The 20,051-nt window shown below is 56.1% G+C and carries 18 protein-coding genes; all 18 read right to left on the reverse strand.

Annotated features, from left to right (window positions below):
* Positions 1-12: 12 nt before the first annotated feature.
* Entirely contained in the window at positions 13-1,419 is a 1,407-nt protein-coding gene (pilV, locus tag AC54XV_RS04195; RefSeq protein WP_129450576.1) for a shufflon system plasmid conjugative transfer pilus tip adhesin PilV, read from the reverse strand.
* Complete coding sequence (locus AC54XV_RS04200; protein ID WP_116893350.1) at positions 1,416-2,348, reverse strand: ATPase, T2SS/T4P/T4SS family; 933 nt, start codon at positions 2,346-2,348, stop codon at positions 1,416-1,418. Before AC54XV_RS04200 ends, pilV begins: the two co-directional genes overlap by 4 nt.
* Positions 2,349-2,350: 2 nt before the next feature.
* Positions 2,351-2,875: a type 4 pilus major pilin gene (locus AC54XV_RS04205; RefSeq protein ID WP_054988318.1), complete on the reverse strand. Its 525-nt coding sequence runs from the start codon at positions 2,873-2,875 to the stop codon at positions 2,351-2,353.
* 37 nt (positions 2,876-2,912) lie between these two features.
* Positions 2,913-4,004: a type II secretion system F family protein gene (locus tag AC54XV_RS04210; RefSeq protein ID WP_496717993.1), complete on the reverse strand. Its 1,092-nt coding sequence runs from the start codon at positions 4,002-4,004 to the stop codon at positions 2,913-2,915.
* Positions 3,994-5,625: a GspE/PulE family protein gene (locus tag AC54XV_RS04215; protein ID WP_129450572.1), complete on the reverse strand. Its 1,632-nt coding sequence runs from the start codon at positions 5,623-5,625 to the stop codon at positions 3,994-3,996. The genes AC54XV_RS04210 and AC54XV_RS04215 overlap by 11 nt, the downstream gene beginning before the upstream one ends.
* Positions 5,622-6,236: a type IV pilus biogenesis protein PilP gene (gene pilP, locus AC54XV_RS04220; RefSeq protein ID WP_129450570.1), complete on the reverse strand. Its 615-nt coding sequence runs from the start codon at positions 6,234-6,236 to the stop codon at positions 5,622-5,624. The genes AC54XV_RS04215 and pilP overlap by 4 nt, the downstream gene beginning before the upstream one ends.
* Positions 6,226-7,584, reverse strand: coding sequence for a type 4b pilus protein PilO2 (gene pilO2 / locus AC54XV_RS04225; protein WP_129450568.1), 1,359 nt, complete (start codon positions 7,582-7,584; stop codon positions 6,226-6,228). Before pilO2 ends, pilP begins: the two co-directional genes overlap by 11 nt.
* Before the next feature lies 1 nt (position 7,585).
* A complete protein-coding gene (gene pilN / locus AC54XV_RS04230; RefSeq protein ID WP_129450566.1) occupies positions 7,586-9,322 on the reverse strand; it encodes a PilN family type IVB pilus formation outer membrane protein in 1,737 nt (578 codons plus the stop codon).
* Positions 9,319-10,452 (reverse strand): PFGI-1 class ICE element type IV pilus protein PilL2, encoded by a 1,134-nt coding sequence (gene pilL2 / locus AC54XV_RS04235; RefSeq protein WP_129450564.1) that lies wholly within the window; start codon positions 10,450-10,452, stop codon positions 9,319-9,321. The genes pilN and pilL2 overlap by 4 nt, the downstream gene beginning before the upstream one ends.
* 151 nt (positions 10,453-10,603) lie before the next feature.
* The gene (locus tag AC54XV_RS04240) at positions 10,604-12,070 is read right to left on the reverse strand and encodes a YecA family protein (protein ID WP_129450562.1); all 1,467 of its coding nucleotides are present in this window, start codon (positions 12,068-12,070) and stop codon (positions 10,604-10,606) included.
* Positions 12,071-12,180: 110 nt separating this feature from the next.
* A complete protein-coding gene (locus AC54XV_RS04245) occupies positions 12,181-14,133 on the reverse strand; it encodes a DEAD/DEAH box helicase (RefSeq protein WP_496717997.1) in 1,953 nt (650 codons plus the stop codon).
* A gap of 2 nt (positions 14,134-14,135) precedes the next feature.
* Positions 14,136-16,022: a hypothetical protein gene (locus AC54XV_RS04250; protein ID WP_129450557.1), complete on the reverse strand. Its 1,887-nt coding sequence runs from the start codon at positions 16,020-16,022 to the stop codon at positions 14,136-14,138.
* A gap of 103 nt (positions 16,023-16,125) precedes the next feature.
* Positions 16,126-16,326 carry a CrpP family ICE-associated protein gene (locus tag AC54XV_RS04255; protein WP_074594578.1) on the reverse strand — a complete coding sequence of 67 codons (201 nt, stop codon included), beginning with the start codon at positions 16,324-16,326 and terminating at the stop codon, positions 16,126-16,128.
* Between the two features lie 62 nt (positions 16,327-16,388).
* On the reverse strand, positions 16,389-16,631 hold the full coding sequence (locus tag AC54XV_RS04260; RefSeq protein WP_129450555.1) for a hypothetical protein: 243 nt from the start codon (positions 16,629-16,631) through the stop codon (positions 16,389-16,391).
* A 100-nt stretch (positions 16,632-16,731) separates the two neighbouring features.
* Positions 16,732-17,909, reverse strand: a protein-coding gene (locus AC54XV_RS04265) for an IS3 family transposase (protein WP_162886835.1) whose coding sequence is annotated in 2 segments (ribosomal slippage) — positions 16,732-17,639 and positions 17,639-17,909 — 1,179 coding nt in all. Because the reading frame shifts where the segments join, the coding sequence is not laid out codon by codon here.
* Positions 17,910-18,129: 220 nt separating this feature from the next.
* Positions 18,130-18,591 carry a single-stranded DNA-binding protein gene (locus tag AC54XV_RS04270; RefSeq protein ID WP_129450553.1) on the reverse strand — a complete coding sequence of 154 codons (462 nt, stop codon included), beginning with the start codon at positions 18,589-18,591 and terminating at the stop codon, positions 18,130-18,132.
* A gap of 1 nt (position 18,592) precedes the next feature.
* Positions 18,593-19,180 carry a DUF3158 family protein gene (locus tag AC54XV_RS04275; RefSeq protein WP_129450551.1) on the reverse strand — a complete coding sequence of 196 codons (588 nt, stop codon included), beginning with the start codon at positions 19,178-19,180 and terminating at the stop codon, positions 18,593-18,595.
* A complete protein-coding gene (locus AC54XV_RS04280; protein ID WP_129450549.1) occupies positions 19,177-19,956 on the reverse strand; it encodes a PFL_4669 family integrating conjugative element protein in 780 nt (259 codons plus the stop codon). Before AC54XV_RS04280 ends, AC54XV_RS04275 begins: the two co-directional genes overlap by 4 nt.
* Positions 19,957-20,051 lie beyond the last annotated feature (95 nt).

Consider the following 20,051-nt stretch of genomic DNA (forward strand, 5'->3'; position numbering starts at 1 on the left):
CTATGCGCCTGGTCAGAACTGGCAACAGAAAATGGTGGCGTAGTCGTTCTGGCCGACCACGATTCCTGGGGTACTGCTGAATCGTTGGCCGGAGCCGGCCGTGTCCCAACCAACTTTCGTGTAGCCGACTGGGCATGCATAGGTAGTGACGTCATTTGCGTCGTAGCCGGGGATGGTTTTTGCCGTACAGGTAGGGGCACTGGAGCCATTCACCACCCAGACCTGGTTATCACAAGAAAGCGATCGCCCCGTGTTGGTACGTCCAACCATACCGTTTGCAGCACAGGCTGTGCCGGCAGTTGCCACCCCATTGAGCTGCAGGTATTCACCGACGGTCGCGCGACCTTCCGAAGTCACTGTCCCTCCTCGGATGTTCCCGGCTGTGTAGACGTTCTTGTCGCCGTAGACCCGAACCCAGTCCGAGTCACTCATGTACCAGCCACCGCCCCATTTTTCGTTGTACCAGCCGGTGTCGCCCTGGGTGCGAAACCAACCGCCTGTGACAGTCTCTCCTGATATTCGGGCAGCAGCGCCCCTTAGGTTGGCCGAGGCATTCACCGACTGTGCGTATACATCGCCTGCAGCGACAACGTTGCTCTGGGCTGTGACGCTCCCCGACGCACTCACATTGCCCTGGGCTGTGACGGATCCCGACGCACTCACATTCCCAGTGGCGTTGACTGATCCAGCAGTGTCGACATTCCCTCCAACCGTCACCGCTCCAGAGGCGTTCAATGCAGCCACATCGTTGACATCGTTTCCTCCCATACTGAGCGCCGTGTTCATGCGATTGAGTTCAGGCTTTCCTGGGATGGCGTTGCGGTACAGGTAGTCGTTGGAGAGCGTGCCATCCTGGAGAAACAAGGCACTCGCAGTGTGGCCAACGCCTGGGTTGATCCCATAGTTGCTCAGGGCAAGTTGCCAGCCGCCTCGTACTCCTTGGATAACGCGGGTGTTGTTGAACGGGATGAAGCCACCCGGCGCACCCATATTTTCCGCAATCGTCCGGGTACCGATCTCATCGATAGCCTGTCCACCGGTAGTGATCACGATGGATTCGAGCTGGTTGACGTTGACCCTTCGGGCAAGCACCACGAAGCTCTGACCGAATGCATTTGTGTCACTGAAGCTGGCTGGCAGATAGTTGGTGTTGCGTAGCATCTGAGGGGTAATCGTAGCGGGTGTGGTTGTGCCCGCCGATCCATAGACCGTTGAGAAATTGTCCTTCAGGTATTTAGAAGCGGCCTCTGCGATCTGCTGCTGTTGCTGAGCTGCGATCTGATAGTTCTGCGCATCCATCCTGTCTGCGACCAGCGAAACGCCTATGGCCGACGCAATGGCAAAAATGATCAAGCCGAAGAGCAGCTCGACTACCACGAAACCGTTTTTTCTGGTCCGGCCGGGCTTGAGAAGATTCATCCCCAGAGGCTCCTGTTCGATTGTTGATCGACATCCTGGCTAATCATTGCTATTTGATTTGATCGGATCTTCTCGCGAATACCAGGGCCGTCAGGTCCAGTCAGTGAAAGGCTCTGGATCTTCAGATGTCGCATTTCGCCTTCACCTTCGAGGGCAAGCGCAGCTACAGCTACCAAACCCTGTGACAGAATTGATCGGACGTTGCTGATGGCCGGCTCCGCAAGCGTCGCTATTCGCTCGATCGCCTGCGGTACGGTTCCCGCGTGCACTGTGGTGATGATGAACAGGCCATTGATCGCAGCTCGCACTGCCTGAACTGCCGTCGGGGTGTCTCTGATCTCACCGATAAGCATCATGTCCGCGCCAGAGCGAAGTCCCCTCATCAGAGCCTCCTCATACCCCCCATTGCGTCTTGAAACCTGCATCTGGATGCAACGACCAGGTCCGTGACGACCGTTCAAATCTGTCTCAGCCGGATCCTCTGCAGCCAACGCGATCCCACCGCACGCAATTAGCCTGGCGATTATCAGCGAAGCCGCGCTTGAGGTTTTGCCGGTGCCCATCTCGCCGCAAAAGATCACCAAGCCGCGCACATGCTTCGTAAGCAACGATTCGACGAGGTCTTCCGGAAAACCCAGCTGGTCGAACTGCCGTACTTGCGCATTTGATTTGCGGACTACGAACACAGCCTGGCCGAAGGCATCTGGGATCTGAGTGACGCGAAGCACGGTTCCATCTTTGATCAACGAAAACTCAGGATCCTGATGCGCTTCAAAGTGCTTGGAGCATTCCTCTCGTAAAAGCTGGGCGCTTTCTCTCCAGCTTTCCGGAGCCTCGACACGTCCGCTTTGGCCGTCCAGGCCTTTAACGTCCGTGAAATCCGGCCCCAGATAGAGGTCCACAAAGGGCGTGTCGATAATTGGGCTCATTTTCAGTAGGCCGTCCAAGCCAACGTGTTGCTGTCTGTAGAGCAGCTACTGGTAGCAGCAGCTGAACTCACCTCGCCGCTCACAGCCGTGCCGCCATTGATCGAGGTGGTGACCTTCTGCCCGCGACCAATCTTCGTGGCCAGCGTCACACAGGCATCTTGGGGCAAGCCCGATTCGGTGACTGTGAAGGTCATACCATTGGCAATCACAGTGACCTGCCCACTCCAGGCGTTGTAAAGCTTGCCGCCGGAGAATGACATATTGGGAAGGCCTCTTATCGAGTTGAGCTGGGCGATCAGATCGGTCCCTGATGCTCCGTAACCGGCGCTGCCTTTGAGCTTGCGAGTGTTGGCGATCAGTTGACCGACGTTACCTTGCTCGTTGTTGACGTCCGAACTGCCTATCGCGCTCCAACCGTTGTAGAGGGCATAGCCCATCCCGATCAGGATAACGATGAGAGCGAATAACAATTCAACCGAGATATAACCGGTCTGGTTCGCCCGGGCCGAGTAGGTGGTGTTGTGCATGTGTGTAGTCCTGGGTATGTGGATTGCGGTGTCGTGTTCAGTGCTGCATGCCCTGAGTGGCATTGCCGGTCATGCTGTAGGCCCCGACCATGACCAGAATCATCAACAGGCCGATCAGAACCATGGATACGAGGGAGAGTGTCTTGGCGTAACGCTCGACCTGTTTCAGTGATATCTCCAACCAGCGAAGGCTGTAGCGGTGCACTGCAGCCGAGAAGCTCTGCGTGGTGGAGAGAACAATCAGAAATTGAATCGCTTCGTGGTCTGGAAACTCATGCCCGGAAAGATCCAAAGCCTCCCCAAAGTTTTTACCCATCCGAACCCCGTAATGGGCAGCTTCCAGGCGTTCACGCAGCCACGGATTTGCCCCACGCTTTAACGTGTCCAACGCTCCGAGCGGATCGATGTTTGCTCGCAGCATGACCGCGATATTGAGGAGGAACGTTGAGCCGTGGAGCGCTTTGTAGATTGACCAGGGAGGAAAGATCTCCAGCCGTGTCCGCCAAGGGCCACGGAAATAAGGCAGAGTGACGACACTGGTGACAACCAGGACCACCACAAGGCACAAAGTCAGAAGTCCCCAGTTGGTCACAAAGGTGGCGATCATGTGCAGAACCATGGGTGCGCCGGACCAGGCTTCTGGGTTGGATGAGCGGCTCATGGCCGGTACCACCCGGGTGGCGATTACGTTTAGCAAGTAGGCCATCAGGCTCCAGACAAAAACCGGGTACGAGGCCGTGGAGACCACCAGCTTCATCACTTTTTGCCGAGCCTCGATGATCCGCACGCAGTCGCTGAATGCCTGGATCAAGTTCCCTGACTTCTCGCCGGCGCTGATAACGGCGTGCTCCTGATAAGGCACCCAGCTAAGGCAGGCCTGGGCCAGGGTCTTGCCGCCGTCCACAGCTTTGCCTATGCCATAGCTGGCAAGCGCGATCGGATGTCGAGCACGTCGGCCTCCATCACTGTAGATCGATCCAATACGATCAAGAGCCAGGTCGAGCGGTACGCCGTTCTCCAGCAGAGCGGTCATGCTCTCGTACAGGCGGATACGCTCATTGCCTCCGAACTGGTTTCTGTAAAAACCATCTACAAGCCCAGACCAGGCATCCATCACCTTACTGAGCATGGACTTCTGCCTCAGGCGCTTCGGCATCCAGCATGTAGCTGTCAAAATCCAAAGGACCGACTACGGCCTCTGCCATGCGCGGGTCAATCAGCCCTGCATTGATCTTGATGAGCGTGTGGGCAACCTTCGTGATACCACCCATGTGCTTGACCCAATACTGGCGTGCAGCGCTTGGGCCATTCTTTCGGATCTCCTCCATGAACCGGTGGGTAGGGAGAAGAATCTCGGCGACAGCGGCCCTGCCGTTCACCCCGTCACGGCATAGAGAGCAACCCGGCCCAGCCAGATAGACCTGATCCAGCACGGTCATCTTTTCGAGCCGCTCGACCAGCTGCGGATCCAAGGTACTGATCTGGCTGCGCGCAGGCACGCGACACTTCTTGCACAGCGTTGGCAGCAGTGACTGGTTGATAAGGCCGACAATGAGTGTTGGGTCGGTGACCAGGCTTGTATCAGCCCCCATGTCGATCAGGCGAGGAATTGCTGCTACAGCGTTGTTGGTGTGCAGAGTCGATAAAACCAGGTGGCCGGTCATTCCCCCTCGCAGTGCCCCCTGAGCTGATTCAAGGTCTCGAATCTCCCCATACATCAGTATGTCGGGGTCGAGTCGCACGGAGTTTGTAATGGATTCTCCCCATGACTCATTGCTGCCAAGAGGGGACTGATTTGCACGCATCGGATATTCGGGCGGGTCCTCAACGGTCAGGATGTGTTTTGTGCCTTTACACTCTTCAGCCAGAAGGTTGATCTGCACCTGGAGCGACTTCGATTTCCCTGATCCAGTCGGACCGGTCAATATGATCACGCCGTAAGGAAGACTTCTAAGCCGCTTGAACAGCAAATTCTGTTCTGGCAGAAACCCCAGATCGTCGACGGACTGTTTCTCCTGATCGTCATAGATCAGCCGCAACACCATCAAAGGCCCTTCGACCAGAGGGCGCGTAGCGACACGGGCTCCGGACAGTCCCAATTGGTCGAGGAAGGTGCGAGCCATGCGCGCATCTTGTTTCAGTTCCGGTTGGTAGTAGCCCTCAGATTTGACGTCACACATCGAGTTGAATAGTGAAGAACAGAGCTCGTTTCCTACGGCGCTCTGGATCTGCCCGTACTCCCGCAAGAGACCGTCCTCACGAAACTTGATGTAGGTGATTTCGTGGCCAACGATGAAGTGAACGTCGGAAGCACGTCGTGCATGGGCCGCGCCGATGATACGAATCACCTCTTGTTGACGCTGGGTACTGTCTATAGATCCCGCGAAAGCTTTGCCCGCATTCTGATACAGCGACTTGATGTCGCTGAGCGTGCTGCTGATGGTTTGAAACGGCACGCCGGCTCGGTCCAGGCGGTCCATAAATGCCATCACATAAGGGTCGTGCATGTGCTGAGACGACACGAGCAATTCTGCTTCTTCAGCCTCTGGGGCAGGTGCTAACAAGGCAACGAGCTGACGCAACTCGCTGGTGATGTCCCCCCACCGCTGTCCCTCCGCAGTCAGGACGGCTCCGACCACGTCAGATTGCATGGCGATGGTGATCGGTTGCACGACTGCGGTCGGCCGGGCGACCTGGCGTGCCAACGGATCAGCCTCAATGTCTGGCTCAATTCGTACCGCGCCGCTCATCGCTGCAACTCCTGCGACACGCTGGACAGCGGACTCATAGCCGAGGGTTGCCCCGGAGCTACAGGCTTGAGTGTCTGCAGTGACATTTGGGGCGCGTCAACCGAGCCACTTGGTGCCCGGGTCGAGAAACCTAATGGATATCGGCGTCCGTCATGGCCCAGTACCACGCTATCGAGGGACACGCTGATTACCTTGAACCCTCCTGGCAGCTCAGAATTGCCCACTGATGCATCGACCTCGAAACCACTTCCGTACAGTAACGTTGCATACAGAGCGTTATTCATCCTGAACACGGTCTTGACCACCGGCAACTGCGGTGTGCTGTTGCTGGCCGGGGCGGGCGTCGTGTAAGCGCTCTGCGTTACCTGAACCGGCGCAGACGTAGATGTCGATGTAGACGTCTCGCCACCGTTCACGATGTCTTCCTTCGCACGAGCTCGCGCCGCCTGTGCTGTGAAGAGCAGGGTTTCACTCTGCACTTGGGACAACTCACCAATGTTGATCCGGCTCAGGTCGTTGGGAGATGGGTCGGCAGCGACGGCCATGTTGCCGGCAGCCAGGCACGACAACAGAAGTGTCAGCAAAATGGAGGCGCGAGTGTTAATGCACATAGAGGTCACCTATGACGTTCCAGGTTAATTTGCCGTCTTGAAAGTCGGTTTTGATTTCACGCAGGCGCATTCCCGTGCTTTCCACGCCTTGAAGAACAGTCGCTGGCGGTAACAGGCTCGTGTAGCGGATCTCGAAGTGTCGATAATCCGGAGGCGGTGGTGGTGGAGGGGCTGGCTGGCCAGGCAAAGCTGGTGGCTGGACAACCGTCACAGGTACTTCCGTGATCTTGGGCTGGACGTTCTGGGCTTGCAGCCATGAAGTGATGCTGTCCAAGGCCTGCGTTGCCGGGCTCAGAACGTCATCACCCGCCAGCGGCAGCTCGAAGGTGAGCTTCACCGCGGCCATGTTGCCTTCGTCGTAGAACGCGGGCGTATCAGCAAAGTAGCCCGCCGTAGCGGCGCTGAAAGCGAGCGTGGTGCTGTTGCCGGTGCGGTTGTAGTTGGCCGACATCAGCGTTCCGTCGCATTTAGCTGAGACGAATAGCCATCCTTCGATTGCCGGTGGTAACTGGTCAATTGCGCCGTTACAGCCTCTAAGAAATACTGGGACAGAAGGCTGTTTTACCCACGGATGTACAAGCGCCTCGATCACAACTGGGGAGTTTGTTCGCTGGTTCAGGGCATCCAATTCGGCTTGCCTTGCCGCCTCTGCCGCTTGCTGCGCATGACGAGCAAGTTGCAGCTTATGTTCATTCCACTGGTGCCACCCAATCAGGCCGGCCACGACCAAGGCACCAATCACCCCGGCTTTCAGCAGTTCCTGTCTGGACAGGCCGAATGCCAGCGGTGTCAGCTTGTATTCGCGCTTGAGATTAGATGGCTGCAACAATGTTTCAGCGTCGAATTGTTCGCCACCGCGACCAAACTCCGGCGGGAGAAAAATCTTGTCGAAGCTCATCGAGCGGCTCAGTTGCTGAGCCACCTTCTTTTTTATTTCCTCACTGCTGCCTACCAGGTCTGCACCGGGTATGACCGCACCTCGGTACACTGCGACCAAGGCGTATCTATCCTCGGCGTCCTCGATCTTCCAGGCCGCCAGCCACGATGCGCCCAGCTGCCCGGCGAGTGCAGCTGCAAGGGAATACATACCTTTGACGGCACCGTCATTCTGCGAAACAAATCCAGCCTGAATCACCGACTCGGTATGCCTGATGGCCACGATGTCCATTTGCTGGGTGCGACCAAACTGGCGTGCTTCCTTCATGTAGCCGGTAAGGCTACCCAACGGGTGCCACAGCAGGCCTGTAACGAAAGATCGCCCGTGATAAGTCAGAATCTGAACTTTGCCATCGCTGGGCGTTGGGGGGCGCGTAGCGCGGTTTCGTATCAGAGAGAGCAGGTTCGCCATGTCAGTTGGTCACAATCGGGGTGATCAGCACTACCAGAACGCTTTTTGACGAGGTGCGCTTACGCCCACCTCCAAGCCCGAAGAATCCGGGGGAACCTGTGCCGATCTTGTCCGTGTTGTCGCTGAGCTCCTCAAAGCCCGACAGGATCAATGTCTGACCGCTGCGCAGCTTCACCTTCGGTGACAAACTTTTCGCATCGTAGTTGGGGATCTGGACGCTGGAGCCGTTGCTCGTGAATGGCTCAAAGGTAGGTTTGGAGCTCATATTGATCGATACCATGAGCAACATCTCGTCATCGTCCATCAAGCGAGGCTGCAGTGTCATGTTGAAGCCAGAGGTGATAGTGCCCGGAGTAATTGCCGTGCTGGAGCCCACTGACGCCGTGGTGTTGGTCTGAACCGATGGGATGTAGCCTTGGACGTTGCCGATCTGCAGCGGAGCAGGCTGCAGATTCAATGTGGTCACAGACGGCGATCGAACATTCGAGATCCGGGCCTGCTCTGCGATTGCCTGGATGATCGCGTTGGAACCTGCCCAGGCGGAGTTGGCCGTATCGACAATGCCGACAGAGCCAGAGATAGCGCTGGAGCTGATGCCTGGCACAGTATTCGACAGAGACAGGCCCCACTTTGTGCTCAGAGAGTTGTAGACGGCCGCCCAGTTCAAAGCCAGTTGATCGGTGTCGGTCAGCGTCGCCTCAAACACCTTCACATTGAACAGCACCTGTTGGGTGATCGCGTGGTTGGTCTTGGCCAGATAGGTCTCAACGTTCGAAAGCACGTCTGGCCGGTCAGTCACGGTCAACGTCCCGGTCGACGGTGACAGATACATGCGACCAGGCGGCGAGGTACTCAGCATGGCACTCACGTTGCTCTGGATGTCAGTCAGGATCGATGTGTTGAGCGTGACGGTCGTGCTCTGGTTGCTGCCCGAGTCACCCGAAACGCCTGAAGAGCTGCTGCCCGACGACGATCCGCTCGACGAGCCACTTCCCGAACCTGAGGAGGTGGTCATACCGGATCTGACGGTGCTTTTGATTTCCTGCACGTCTCCAAATGCGTAGACGTCAAACACCTTGGTGTCGAAATAGCTGACCTGCACTGACCGTGAGGTGGGATTGAATCGATAGGTGAGTCCCAGCCGCGCGGTGACCTCATCCAGCAGGCCCGAGGCTTTCCCTGTGAAGCGCAACCCACTGACGAGGTTTGGTGTCAGCATGGAAGCGAAGTCAGAACTTCTCCCCTGAGAGGCCTGCGCCAGGTTGGAGCCGCCCGTAATACCTGCAGGCAGCAACCCGGCCAGGCTGTCAGGGTTGGGGGCCGTGCTGATTGGAGGCGCATGGTTGCCCTGAGCAGGTGCATTAGCGTTCAGCAGGCCAGGATTGAGCGCGTCCGGCGAGACTAGGACAGGGATCCCGCACTGCCTGGAAATGTACTGGGCAATTTCAGCAATTCCGACACTGCCAGCAGGCCGGTAGGCGACCTCACAGTCATACTTGGATGGGATGCCTCGTCTCGCAGCAACTGGCTGCGTTGAAACCCAGGGTTTGTCGCTGAATATCACTGTGTCCCGACGTTCCTGTTGCTGCTTGCTACGCTGGATAGCCGCGTAACGGCCGGCAGAATCGGCGGTAGCCTCTGCCCTTGCAGCGGCTTCATCCACCCGTTGGACTGAGCAGGCTGATGCCGATAGAACAGCGAGACTCAGAGCGGTCTGACGCATGAAGGGCATGCTCATTTTTTCCTCTCCGATACGTGCAGAACCTGCTGACCATTGCCCTCATTACCGTCCACCACAAAGGACCGTTTGGCGTTGTCGTACAGTGGGAATATCTGCCTGACCGCCGAGCTGAAGGATCCTGTAAAACTCAACGGTGCTTCGATGGGGTAGTCCAAGTCTTCCGGCACCCAGATCACCTGCCAGCCGGCCCGTTTAGCCCAGTCCTCGACCGATTGACGCAAGGTACTGCCCACAGGCGCGTTCCACGTTTGCTGTGGCGCAACGGTTGCTACGGGTTTCGCTGCTGGTTCAGGTTTCGTCGGAGCCTGGCTGGTCGAAGCGATGCTCTTGGTGAGGGTGGTCTGAGATGTGGCGTTCGCTGGAGCCGCGCTGACAGGAGTCGGCTTTTGCTGTGTAGGGGTGCCTTCCTTGGCGGGGGTGCTGATGGATGCAGCTGGTTGCGCTTTTGCCTGCGTGAGGACCGTGGTTTGCGGTTGCCCTGCAGGCAATGTGTTCTTGCTGAATGGGGTTCCGGTTGCCGGGGCCGTTACAACGGTAACGGCTGGGGAGGTGCTGGCTACCGAGGTTGATCCAGTGCTGGACGGTTGGGTAGGTTGAGCCAGTGCCACAGGCTTTGACGACTCCGGCAGTTGGTAACCAGGCCGCAGTACAAAACAGACACCGCGTGTGACTTCGTTGACCTTGACCTGCCATGCCGGACCGGCAAGGACCTGCAGCGTGTTGCGCAGGCTCATTGGCCCAAGCTTATACTGGGCAGCAGGAAGAGGGCGTGTGAACAAGATGTTTACGTGACCCGTGCTCGGTGGGCACAAGGTGTAGCCTGAGCGGCTGACCACATACTGCATTGCATCCTGGACGGACGGATGCATGTTTGCGGGAATGCTGACGTCGATGATTTGGGCCATCAGATCGCGTTGCTCAGCTTCCGGAGCAGTATTCACCAGAGCGTAGCGACCATAGCGCACCATCGGCTCCTGGCCGGCCTTTGCGCCACTTGAGTACAGGTCTGGCGAGAGCAGCTCAGGATTCTGGCTGCTGTCGAAAGCAGGTCCAACCGGTTTGTCCGCTACAGACGTGCATCCTGCGAACAGCGCGAGTATGGAAAGTGTGAAAAGCTGCCTGATCATGTGTGCCTTGACCCCATTTCTTGATGGTGGCCAAGGTGCCAGCGCTTAGATTGCAAAGCACTGCTAAACCCTTAACGGATCGCTTCAGGTTATCCATGGTAGAGATGCATGAGGACGGAAGCGGTCCTCAATTACGCGACAACTCCACAGCTCAATGCATGCCTGTACCCATGCAGCACTTTTTGTATTTTTTCTTCGATCCACACGGACACGGGTCATTACGTCCGACATCCGCGCCAGAATTGGATGTTTGGATCACTCTTTCTGAAACGTGATCGAGGATGTGTAAGGTCTTCATTGCATGCTGAGCCATCTTTCGGCCCTCGCTTGTGAGGGGAACACTCGCATCAACGGCGATGATTGTCTCAGATGCAACTTGGCTGCGTTTTGTGTCAGCTCCGAAAATCAATATTTCCCTCGCCTTCTGATATTTGTACATCGCCACGCTTGCGTACAATTGCATGCAATCCCTCCGTGCCTCACGGTATTCCTGATATGACGCAAAGCTGTCATCCCAAGGGAAGAACAGGAATATGTACAAACGGTCTGGCTTGGCAGTGGACGGTGCTGTTCGCGCAGAGCGCATGCCTTTGGGCACCTGGTTGAACTTCTCGAACAAGGAAGATGCTAGAAAGCTGCTTGAATATAGGTTCTCAGAAGCCAGGATTTGAAGAGCATCTGAATGCCCAAGCAAAGGAACATCCTTGGCCTCTCCCACACATGCACCAGTAATGGCATCAGCGAACCGAGCAATGATCTGGTTCCAGAGCTTTGCGTTTTTCTTGTGGGCATGGCGGAGCGCGTATGCAACAGTCTGCCTGTAATATTTCCATTCCCCTTCTGGGATCCTGAAGCAGTGGCCTTCATAGCCAGCTGTTACCCTGAGATCGCCGAAGCCGTGTTCACTTTCTTCTTGCAAATACGACGCGAGCGTCTCCTCCTCCCCAGCGCTGGATAATAAGGCTCCACTTCGGATAACCCGTTCCTTGGTGTCTAGGAAGTGGATGAAATCCTCCGGTGTACAAAGCTCCTCAAACAGTAGCTTCAGACCGCTTTCATCGAGTACATGGACAAATGTTTTTCGTGGATCAACATCTCCTACTAGAAACGGCTTCTTCAGCAAATAATCTTCATCTGCCTGGTAGCTATACACAAGTGTTCCCCTACTACCGGCCCCTAGTGAATCATAGTAACGCTGGGCGTGCTGACCAATCCCGCCAGTGACCGCTACCAGATGGATCTTCAACCCTGGTTTAGTCAAATCGAACGGGAACGGATCCTCCAGCTTACTGTTGAGAAAGAGCTTGTCGGGATGGTTTCTGACCAAACTCTCAGCCCCATGCAGCTGCTTTGCAGACTCCTTGACTGCAGCCCGGTACCAGCGGCTCCAGGCCAACTGGATATCATTGTGCTCCTGAAAGTTGACATGGCCTTTGTCCGAGAAAATGACGAGAGTGTTGTTGAAATAAATCGTCAGGTCGGCGAACTCTTTACCCTTGCCTGTTGAGCGGAACAGGCTCGGATAACACCAGAGACTGAAGAACGTATTTGACACAATGGCAGACAGGACCCTCTCACTCTCGTTGACACTGGGTTCTTTCAGAATTGGTTTCAGCACTCAGATCGTCCTTTTTCTTTGGCGCGCTTTGAAGGGGCATGGCATGTAACGACTCCACGCGGCTTGGCTAAGCAACATAGCTCGAAGTCATGGCCTCCTGCCACAGCCGATTAAAGAATCTCGGCAAGGGCTTTTTTGCTCGACTCCTCCGCTTCCGGATCGATCAGATCGCTGGCCAGGGCGCGCTTCTCCATAAGCATCTGCCACAGCTGCTGGTCGATGGTGTCCTCAGCTAGAGGGATTTTGACGACAACCATGCGCAACTGCCCGTTGCGATACGCTCGATCTTCAGCTTGGTCCTGAAGCCCCGGTGTCCATGGAAGCCCCAGAAAAAAGACATAGTTGGCCGCAGTGAGGTTGTAGCCTGTGCCGGCGGCCGACCTGGTCCCGATGAACACTCTGCAGTCCGGATCCTGCTGGAAAGCATCAATCGCTTTCTGTCGTTTCTTGGGCGAGTCACTGCCTACCAACGTCACGCACCCGACGCCCATCTTCATGCAGTGCTCACGCAATGTGGCTACAGATTCCTGATACTCGCAGAAGAGGATAACCTTGTCGTCGACGTCCAGCTCGGCCATCAGATCCGCCAGGATCCGTACCTTCACGCGTTCGAGCAGTTGACGCAGTGCGCCCAGCCTTGCGAATCGGTGCTGGTCGCTCCGCATGATCTGGTTGTACTCGTCACGTTCTACCTGGCTGAGTATCACCGGTACAGTCTGCCGCTGCTTCCCCTTCAGGTTGGGCAGCACATCCTTACGGCGACGAAGCATCCAGTCGGATATCTCATCTCTAAGCGTCTTGCGAAACTCAGGACTGCCGGCGAATCGCTCGCAGAACTCATTGAGGGGCAGTTGTCCGATTGGATGGCCTGAAAGCCTGAGGAGTGTGTGCAGCTCGGCTTCGCGATTGAGCACAGGCGTGCCCGTCAACAAGTAGCGGTTTTGTACCTGAGCCGCGATGTCGAAGCCGTGGCGTGTCCATGCTGCAGTGGGTTCCTTGAGTCGGTGAGCCTCGTCAATGACCATCACCGCGAAGCGATTCGCGTGCATGACAAAATCACCCAGCCTCTCGTAGTTCACGATGATCCAGCCAGCGTTCGCATCAAAAGTTTGCATTGCGATTTGAGCCTGTGGAAACACCATCAGGATCTCACGCTGCCAGTTGATGATCAGGCTGTTGAGCAAAATCACCAGAACCGGCTTACCTTGGGCCCGTATGCCAGCGGCAATCACCGCCTGGCGAGTTTTGCCCAGTCCCATGTCGTCGGCCAGTAGCGCGCTCGTGCGCTGCAACAGGTGCTTGATACCTTCTGGTTGATGATCCATCAGCGAGAATCCTTCCAGCGCCTCATCGATATCGCCACTGGTCAACTCGGTGTTTCTGATGGATGGGACAGATGCCAGGTAGATACCTGAATCTGAAACTTCCTCTTCGCTTTTGGTCGACTCCGGAGAGTGGCCACCCAGACTGATACTGGTGACCTCATTCACCGCCTTGACCGACCCGTCAGCGAGCAACTCCTGCAGCGTGTCCAGAATTTCGAACTGATCTTCGTCCAAGCCCAGTTCCAGAATCAGGTTGCTGCGAACCAATTCTGGTGTGCCCTGCACCCGCCAAGCTTTGCCCGCTGAGAGGAACACCCCACGCATGCGCTTGGCGATTGCTACCGCACCAGGATGAAAATCACCCGACAGGATCACACCACCTTCTGCCAGCGGCGCTAGCCGGAACTTCATCCCCCAGGTGAATGCTTCACGGTGCACGTCGGACTGGGCAGAGGTGATCCTGTCTCTGAATGCTTGCCAGCTCTCGATGTGTTTGCCGTCTGCGAGCTCTGCCAGCTCGCGGTACAGAACATCAAGGTCGTCGAGCAACTTGTCTTTGGGCACACGCCAAAACTGGTTCAGCGGGTGATCAGACCTTCGTATGAAAAAGCCCCTCCGGCGAAGCAAAAGCTTGTTGGCACCTTGGAGGTAACTGAGCGACAGCCCGAAGTCGTAGCCATCGAAAATGGCTTTGCGCAGCAGGACCGGTCGCTTGTTCATCAATCGAGGCGATCCCATCTTCAGAGCCCCCTGTCCAACAAGCTTTTAGCCCAGCCCACGATTTCCTCACCAAATCGGATGTTGAAGATCGAATTTTCGTCAGCATAACGCGCCATCTTCATCGCCATATTTGGCCATTGCAGGAGCACGGGAATACGACCGCTCCTGACTGCTGCCATGAACATCTCGAATGCGTTCATCACAGGCGAGTGAGCATCCGGAGTCGCGTTTTTGTGGTCTCTGATCTGAGTGATATGCAAATGCTGAAGTGTAAAGTCGCCATTCACTCGCTCATTACGGCCTGCTCTGAGTGTGAGCTCGACCGATGCCAGCGGCAGTTCGCCAGATCGGATGGATAAGAGTCGGCAGTTGCCCGAGTATGCACGGAAGTCGTATGTGTCGATGCAGTGACCCAGAGAGCGATGCTCCTGGTCTAAGTCTGCTGGGCAGCGTAATTCGACAATCTGCAAACCGGTCACACTGCAGGTGATTGGATCACTGCCCAGCAGCAGCCCCGGCCACCTTGTGAAACAGTCAGATGGCTCAGGTGGGTAATCCCGCTCCAGCCTCGCTCTGATGTCTGCGAGTGCTCCATGGAACGCATCGACTACATTGGAAATTTGGCGGAAGTTTAAACCGCTTAGGAACGCGTACAGCCGGCGCTTGGTGTTACGAGCCTCGCAACTTCCAGCGCGTTCTAGATTGTCGAACAGCTCTCTGAAATCAACAAGTTTGGCCGCCATGCCTGACCAGGCAGGGTCTGCCCAGTCGGTAGGGCAGCCCACCAAAAGATTGTTCATGTCACGCAAGGGTCGAAGTAATTGCCATGGAATAGCTGACCGGAACGCATAGAAAAAACGCCATTCTGCTTTCGTTCTCGGGCGACGATTGCCTAGCACAGAGCCCGCGATCAAATGCTCCCAGCCTGCCTCAAGGCCCTCAGAATTCAAACGCCTGAGCGCGCTGCCGGTGTCGTAGACCCGCTGCTGGCCAAGGAATCGGATCGCGGACGTCGGGACTGAGAACAACCATGCTAAGACCCTATTTAAAGGCAAGCCTGTGTCTACGGATCGCCCTAAGAACCCAGCCCCATCCATGACGGTTTCACCCTCCCATGAACAGCAAAACTCCTGAAGTTCGCGCCATGGGCATTCCTCCAGTAGTCCACCTGCAATCATGGGCCAAGGCATTCCAACCCCGACGATCAATACCGGCACCAACACCGGTTGTGCTTTCAAGGCCTGTAGTCGACGTGTGCGATCGCCTTGAGCGAGCCAGTTGTAAAGTTTGGCTGAAGGGCACTGTACGGAGCGCACTGCATGCAGCAGCTCCTGGTCGAGACTCTGACAAAACCTCTTCACTGCGGCGCCGATACTGGTGATGTAAAATCGGCCGCGTGGGGCGTAAAAACGTTTGTTCCTGCCCTCTGAACTAAGCGCGCCCAAATTGTACTTCGTCAGTGGTCTTATACTGAGTTCCGCTTCATCCCGCGCCAGATCCCGTGCTGGTTTGCAGAATGAAGTCAGAAGAGCATTAGCGCTATCATGGGTAATCAACTCATGAGCCAGCTTCAACGCTTGGCTTGGACTCGGTGCGCGGCCCGGGACTTTTCTCTGATCATCAAATCGTACAGCTGAAATCAGCTGGCCATCGAAGTATTGCAGCTGCCTGCCGAGCCGCGCCACAGTTGGACGTGCCACCGACTCCTCGTTGTGAAGAGCAACGCACCAGCATCGAGTTGATGAGGTGTGAGTCAGGTAGTGCAGTATGAACTCGTCACGCCCTTCCGCCGGTACGTCGAAATGATCAGCCCATGTATTGGCAACAGCACGATGACGCTCTGGGAATTTCGCAATATCGAGAAGAGTTTGGACGAAAGTTGTTTCGCAAATAGGCTCGGCGGTCATGAATCAATGAGCTCAAAGTGACTTGAGGCAGCACTGTCCTAGACCTGATCTGCGCTCGCCATGCGTAACCGTAAATGGGGGGGGAGGGGTTAATCGCCCTGAGTCAAAACTTGAAGCTTTGCTGTTGCTCCTGGGCAAACCCCTTTAGCCACGATGCGCGCATGGCTGGATGCCGGTAGGGGCATTCGTGGAGAGGGATGCCTTTAAGCGCCGCTTCAGCACCCGCGAGCATCACGGCATGGTGAGGGTTGTTGAATCGACGCCGATCCGAAGTCTCGTGCGTAGCTGTAGGGGCTGTTCTCACAACTGAGGATTCCCGTGGAGTAAATCGGATACATCCAAGGCTTCACGAACGAGGCGAATTTTTCAATCTTCAAGGTATTCAGCTGCCGCCAGCTCCCTAGCTTCCCGCCGGGCTTCTTGGGCATCCAGGTCGTTCATCCGTGCTTCAAACAGCTCATTGAGCGTAACTTCATCCTCTAGTGATTTTCCGGTCAACTCCCCTCCATTCCTGATAACCGCCTCATTCAATTCAGTAGTCAGAGCGGTCCTTGATGCGGTGTCGTCCGGCATGCGGATGACATAGGTTACAAAGTTGTTGAGAATCATCAGATTCGTCCTGTAAGAGATTTATCGTAATTAGGGATTCACGAGGTGTGACCTTGCCCCCGAGAAACGTATCCCTTAACCCGGCGTCGGGGTTGAGTATCTAAGGTTGTTGCCTTTGCCAGTTCTGCTCGTATTGCATCGGACTTACGTAATGAAGCGTCGAGTGCAGGCGCTCCTGGTTGTACCACAGCAGCCAGTTAATGACCTCGTCCTTGGCAGCGCGTCGGGTTTTGAATTTCAAGCCATGCAGACGTTCCACCTTCAACGAGCCGAACACGGTCTCGCTGCACGCGTTATCCCAGCAATTGCCCCGTCGACTCATCGAGCTGACAATCCCGTAGCCCTGAAGGACATGACGAAAATCAAAGCTGGCGTACTGGCTCCCGCGATCACTATGAAACAGCAGTCCGGAGGCCTTATGTGGATGACGCTTGAACCAGGCCATGCGCAACGCATCAATCACCAGGCTGCTTTTCATGCGCTCGTCCATCGACCAGCCCACGATCTGGCGACTGAACAGGTCTACCACTACCGCCAGAAACAGCCAGCCCTCATCTGTCGGGATGTAGGTGATGTCGCCCACCCAAGCTCTGTCAGGCTCCATCACGGCGAACTGGCGATCCAGCAGGTTCTCCGAAATGGGTAAGTCATGAGCGCTATCAGTGGTCACTTTGAAACGTCGTTTGCCCTTGCCGCAAATACCATGAAGCTGCATCAGCTTTTGCACACGCTCTTTGCCGACGCGAACGCCGTCAGCCAGCAAACCGTGCCAGATCCTGGGCCAGCCGTAGCTGCCACGACTGCGGGCATGAGCGGCGCGAATGTGGACGAGCAATGCTGCGTCGCTTAAACCTCGTTGAGGGCAATTAACTGCACAGCGAGCTTGGTGGCAATGAAAGCCGGTCGCACTGACGCCCAGCACCCGGCACTGCACACCGATAGGCCAGAGACGGCGATGAGTAAAGATGAACGCGTACTTCAGCTGGATGCTTTTGCGAAGTACGCCGTCGCCTTTTCCAGAATGTCGCGCTCCATCTTGACGCGTGCCAGCTCGGCTCGTAGACGGCTTATCTCCATCTGCTCGGGAGTGACAGACTTGATGTCAGCGCCGGTCAGCCTGCCTTGGCGATGCGCCTTGACCCAGTTGAACAAGGTCTGGTCGGATATACCCAGAGAGCGGGCAGCGGCAGCAAGCGTCAGGCCTGTATCGACCAGTCGCACGGCCTCAAGTTTGAACTCAAGGGTGTATTTAACGCGATCTGTCTTGGGCTTAGTCATGTCGTATCCTTGCGGCTATTGAGGCACCTGGCAAGGGATACGTTTTTCAGGGGCAAGGTCAGTGAGGCTTCTTTCACCAACTGATCCACGTAAAGGGCGTTTTTTTGATCCGGGGCGTAAACAGTTCAGAAGGAGCTGCTTGCTGGTGAAGAACGACGCTGATCAGTTTCGTTTCCACCAGCAGCATCACGCAGAGGGCGCGATTTTTTGGGGAGGCGTGCTACACAGGAATATCGTCGTCGAAATCCGGTGGTGCGTCGTTGCTGTTGTTCTGCGCCGGTTGCGCCGGCTGAGAACGCGTCGCCTGTTGAGGCTGGGACTGCGTTAAATGCACGGCTTCAATTCTGGCTGGAAGGATCGCCACGCGCGAAGCCTGCACCTTCATCGCCGAAAAATCCTCACCATCCTTGGTCCAGCTATCCATGATCGCCCGGCCTTGGATCAGCACCCTCATGCCTTTCTGATAAAGGTTGGCATAGTGCTCTGCTTCTTTGTGCCAGAACTCGACGTTGGCCCAGAATCCGCCCCGGTCCTCATAGCCTGATCCATCGGCTTTCGGAATCGAGTTGTCGAAGTAAACGTTCAGCCGTAGCAAGCGGCGTGGATCCTTGTTGCCGTTGGCAAACTCCTTGAATTCTGGAGCAGAGCCGATGTTGCCTTCCCAATCTACTGATGTGCCCATGTTAGGACTCCTTCTGGGTGTGTGGGGTAGTAGTGCCGCTGGATTGTGAGATCTGTTGCAGCCGTCCTGTGTAAACGGCATCTGATTGGGCCATCTTCTCGGCGCACTCTGCGGCCTGTCGGCCGATGGTATGGACCAGACTTATTTGCATGTTTAAAGCAACGCGCTGCTGTTCCATGGAGTGCAGATCCTGGAGCAGTGATTCGGGTGTTCTGGGATCGGCCAGCAAACTGGACCAGACATTGACTCCCATCTGCCGAGTGCCCATCTCCTGCCAGCGAAGAAAAACTGTGCCAGCGCTTGTGCGTTGCCGAACCATCCGCACAGGTAGAAGGGTGTAGGGATGCCTGTTCGCCTGGGCCAGCACTTGATCTTCAGCCAGCGCATTCAGATCGGCTTCAAGGGACCGGCATAACTCTGCCAACTGGAGCATCCCCCCCTTACCTTTAAAAGGTTTTAAAAGGCCTTTTAGGAAGGGTGCGTGTTGCAGTCCGATGAAGGCATCCTGTTGCAGGGGTTGGAAGGCACCCTGTTGCAGGCTGTGGCTCTCCTGAGTCTGGTGCGCGGTGTTGGCTGTCACGTTGCTCACTTGTCTGACTCAGGATCAGGCGTGTCTTGGTGCGGCAGGCCCAGGACGATGGCCTCCTCGAAGCCGCCCTCATGATCGTCATCATTGATCGTGCCAGTTGATGTCGCGGAGGGGGACGGCGCGAAGCTTGATTTGCGCGTTCCCTCCAAGATGTCCTGAGGGATCTCGCCAAACGATGCGTACATCTCACGAGCTTGCTCAGAGCGTGCGTTCTTGGCCGCAAAATCATCTCGGCTTGCTCCCGAGAATTTCCAGCGCTGACTCAGGCCGAAAAGACGACGTAGGATCGCAGCCCCCTCATCGAGCCACTGGCCTTTGGCATTGTTGTCTATCAGACCGACGTGGCTGGCCAGAAGAATGCGCCGTACCAGCTCGTCATAGGAAGTAAGCAAGAAGACCGCTTTGAACGCCAACGGCGTGGACAGGAAAAGCGGCAGTGTCACTGGCTGCACGGACAGGTTTTGACCTATCGAGAGCATCGGGGGCAGTGAGGCCATTACCTGGTCCAGCCTGGCGTCGATATCTTTCATTTCCTGTTCAGAGTCGGCGATCTTCTCTTCTATAAGGATCAGAAACCAGTCTGAATAAGGATCGTCCTGTTCGCAGCCACGCTTGATGCGATTGAGGATGTTGGCAAAGCCGCTCAGGCCGATCATGCCTGGCTTGCCTTCGGTGCGTTGACGCCCGAACCAGAGGCGCGAGGCATGGTGGGTGTGCAGCGTCAGGTTGACGCTGCTTCGCAATGAACCGAGGTTGAGCTGAAAGTTGTCAGCCATGCTGAGCGCTTCCTTTATAAGAAATGATTGATAGGGCGAGGCAAGACTGCCTGTGCGTACAACACAGGGTCAGTAACAAACCGTTTCTTGATCGG

It is taken from the genome of Pseudomonas fragariae (ex Marin et al. 2024), from assembly GCF_059621105.1.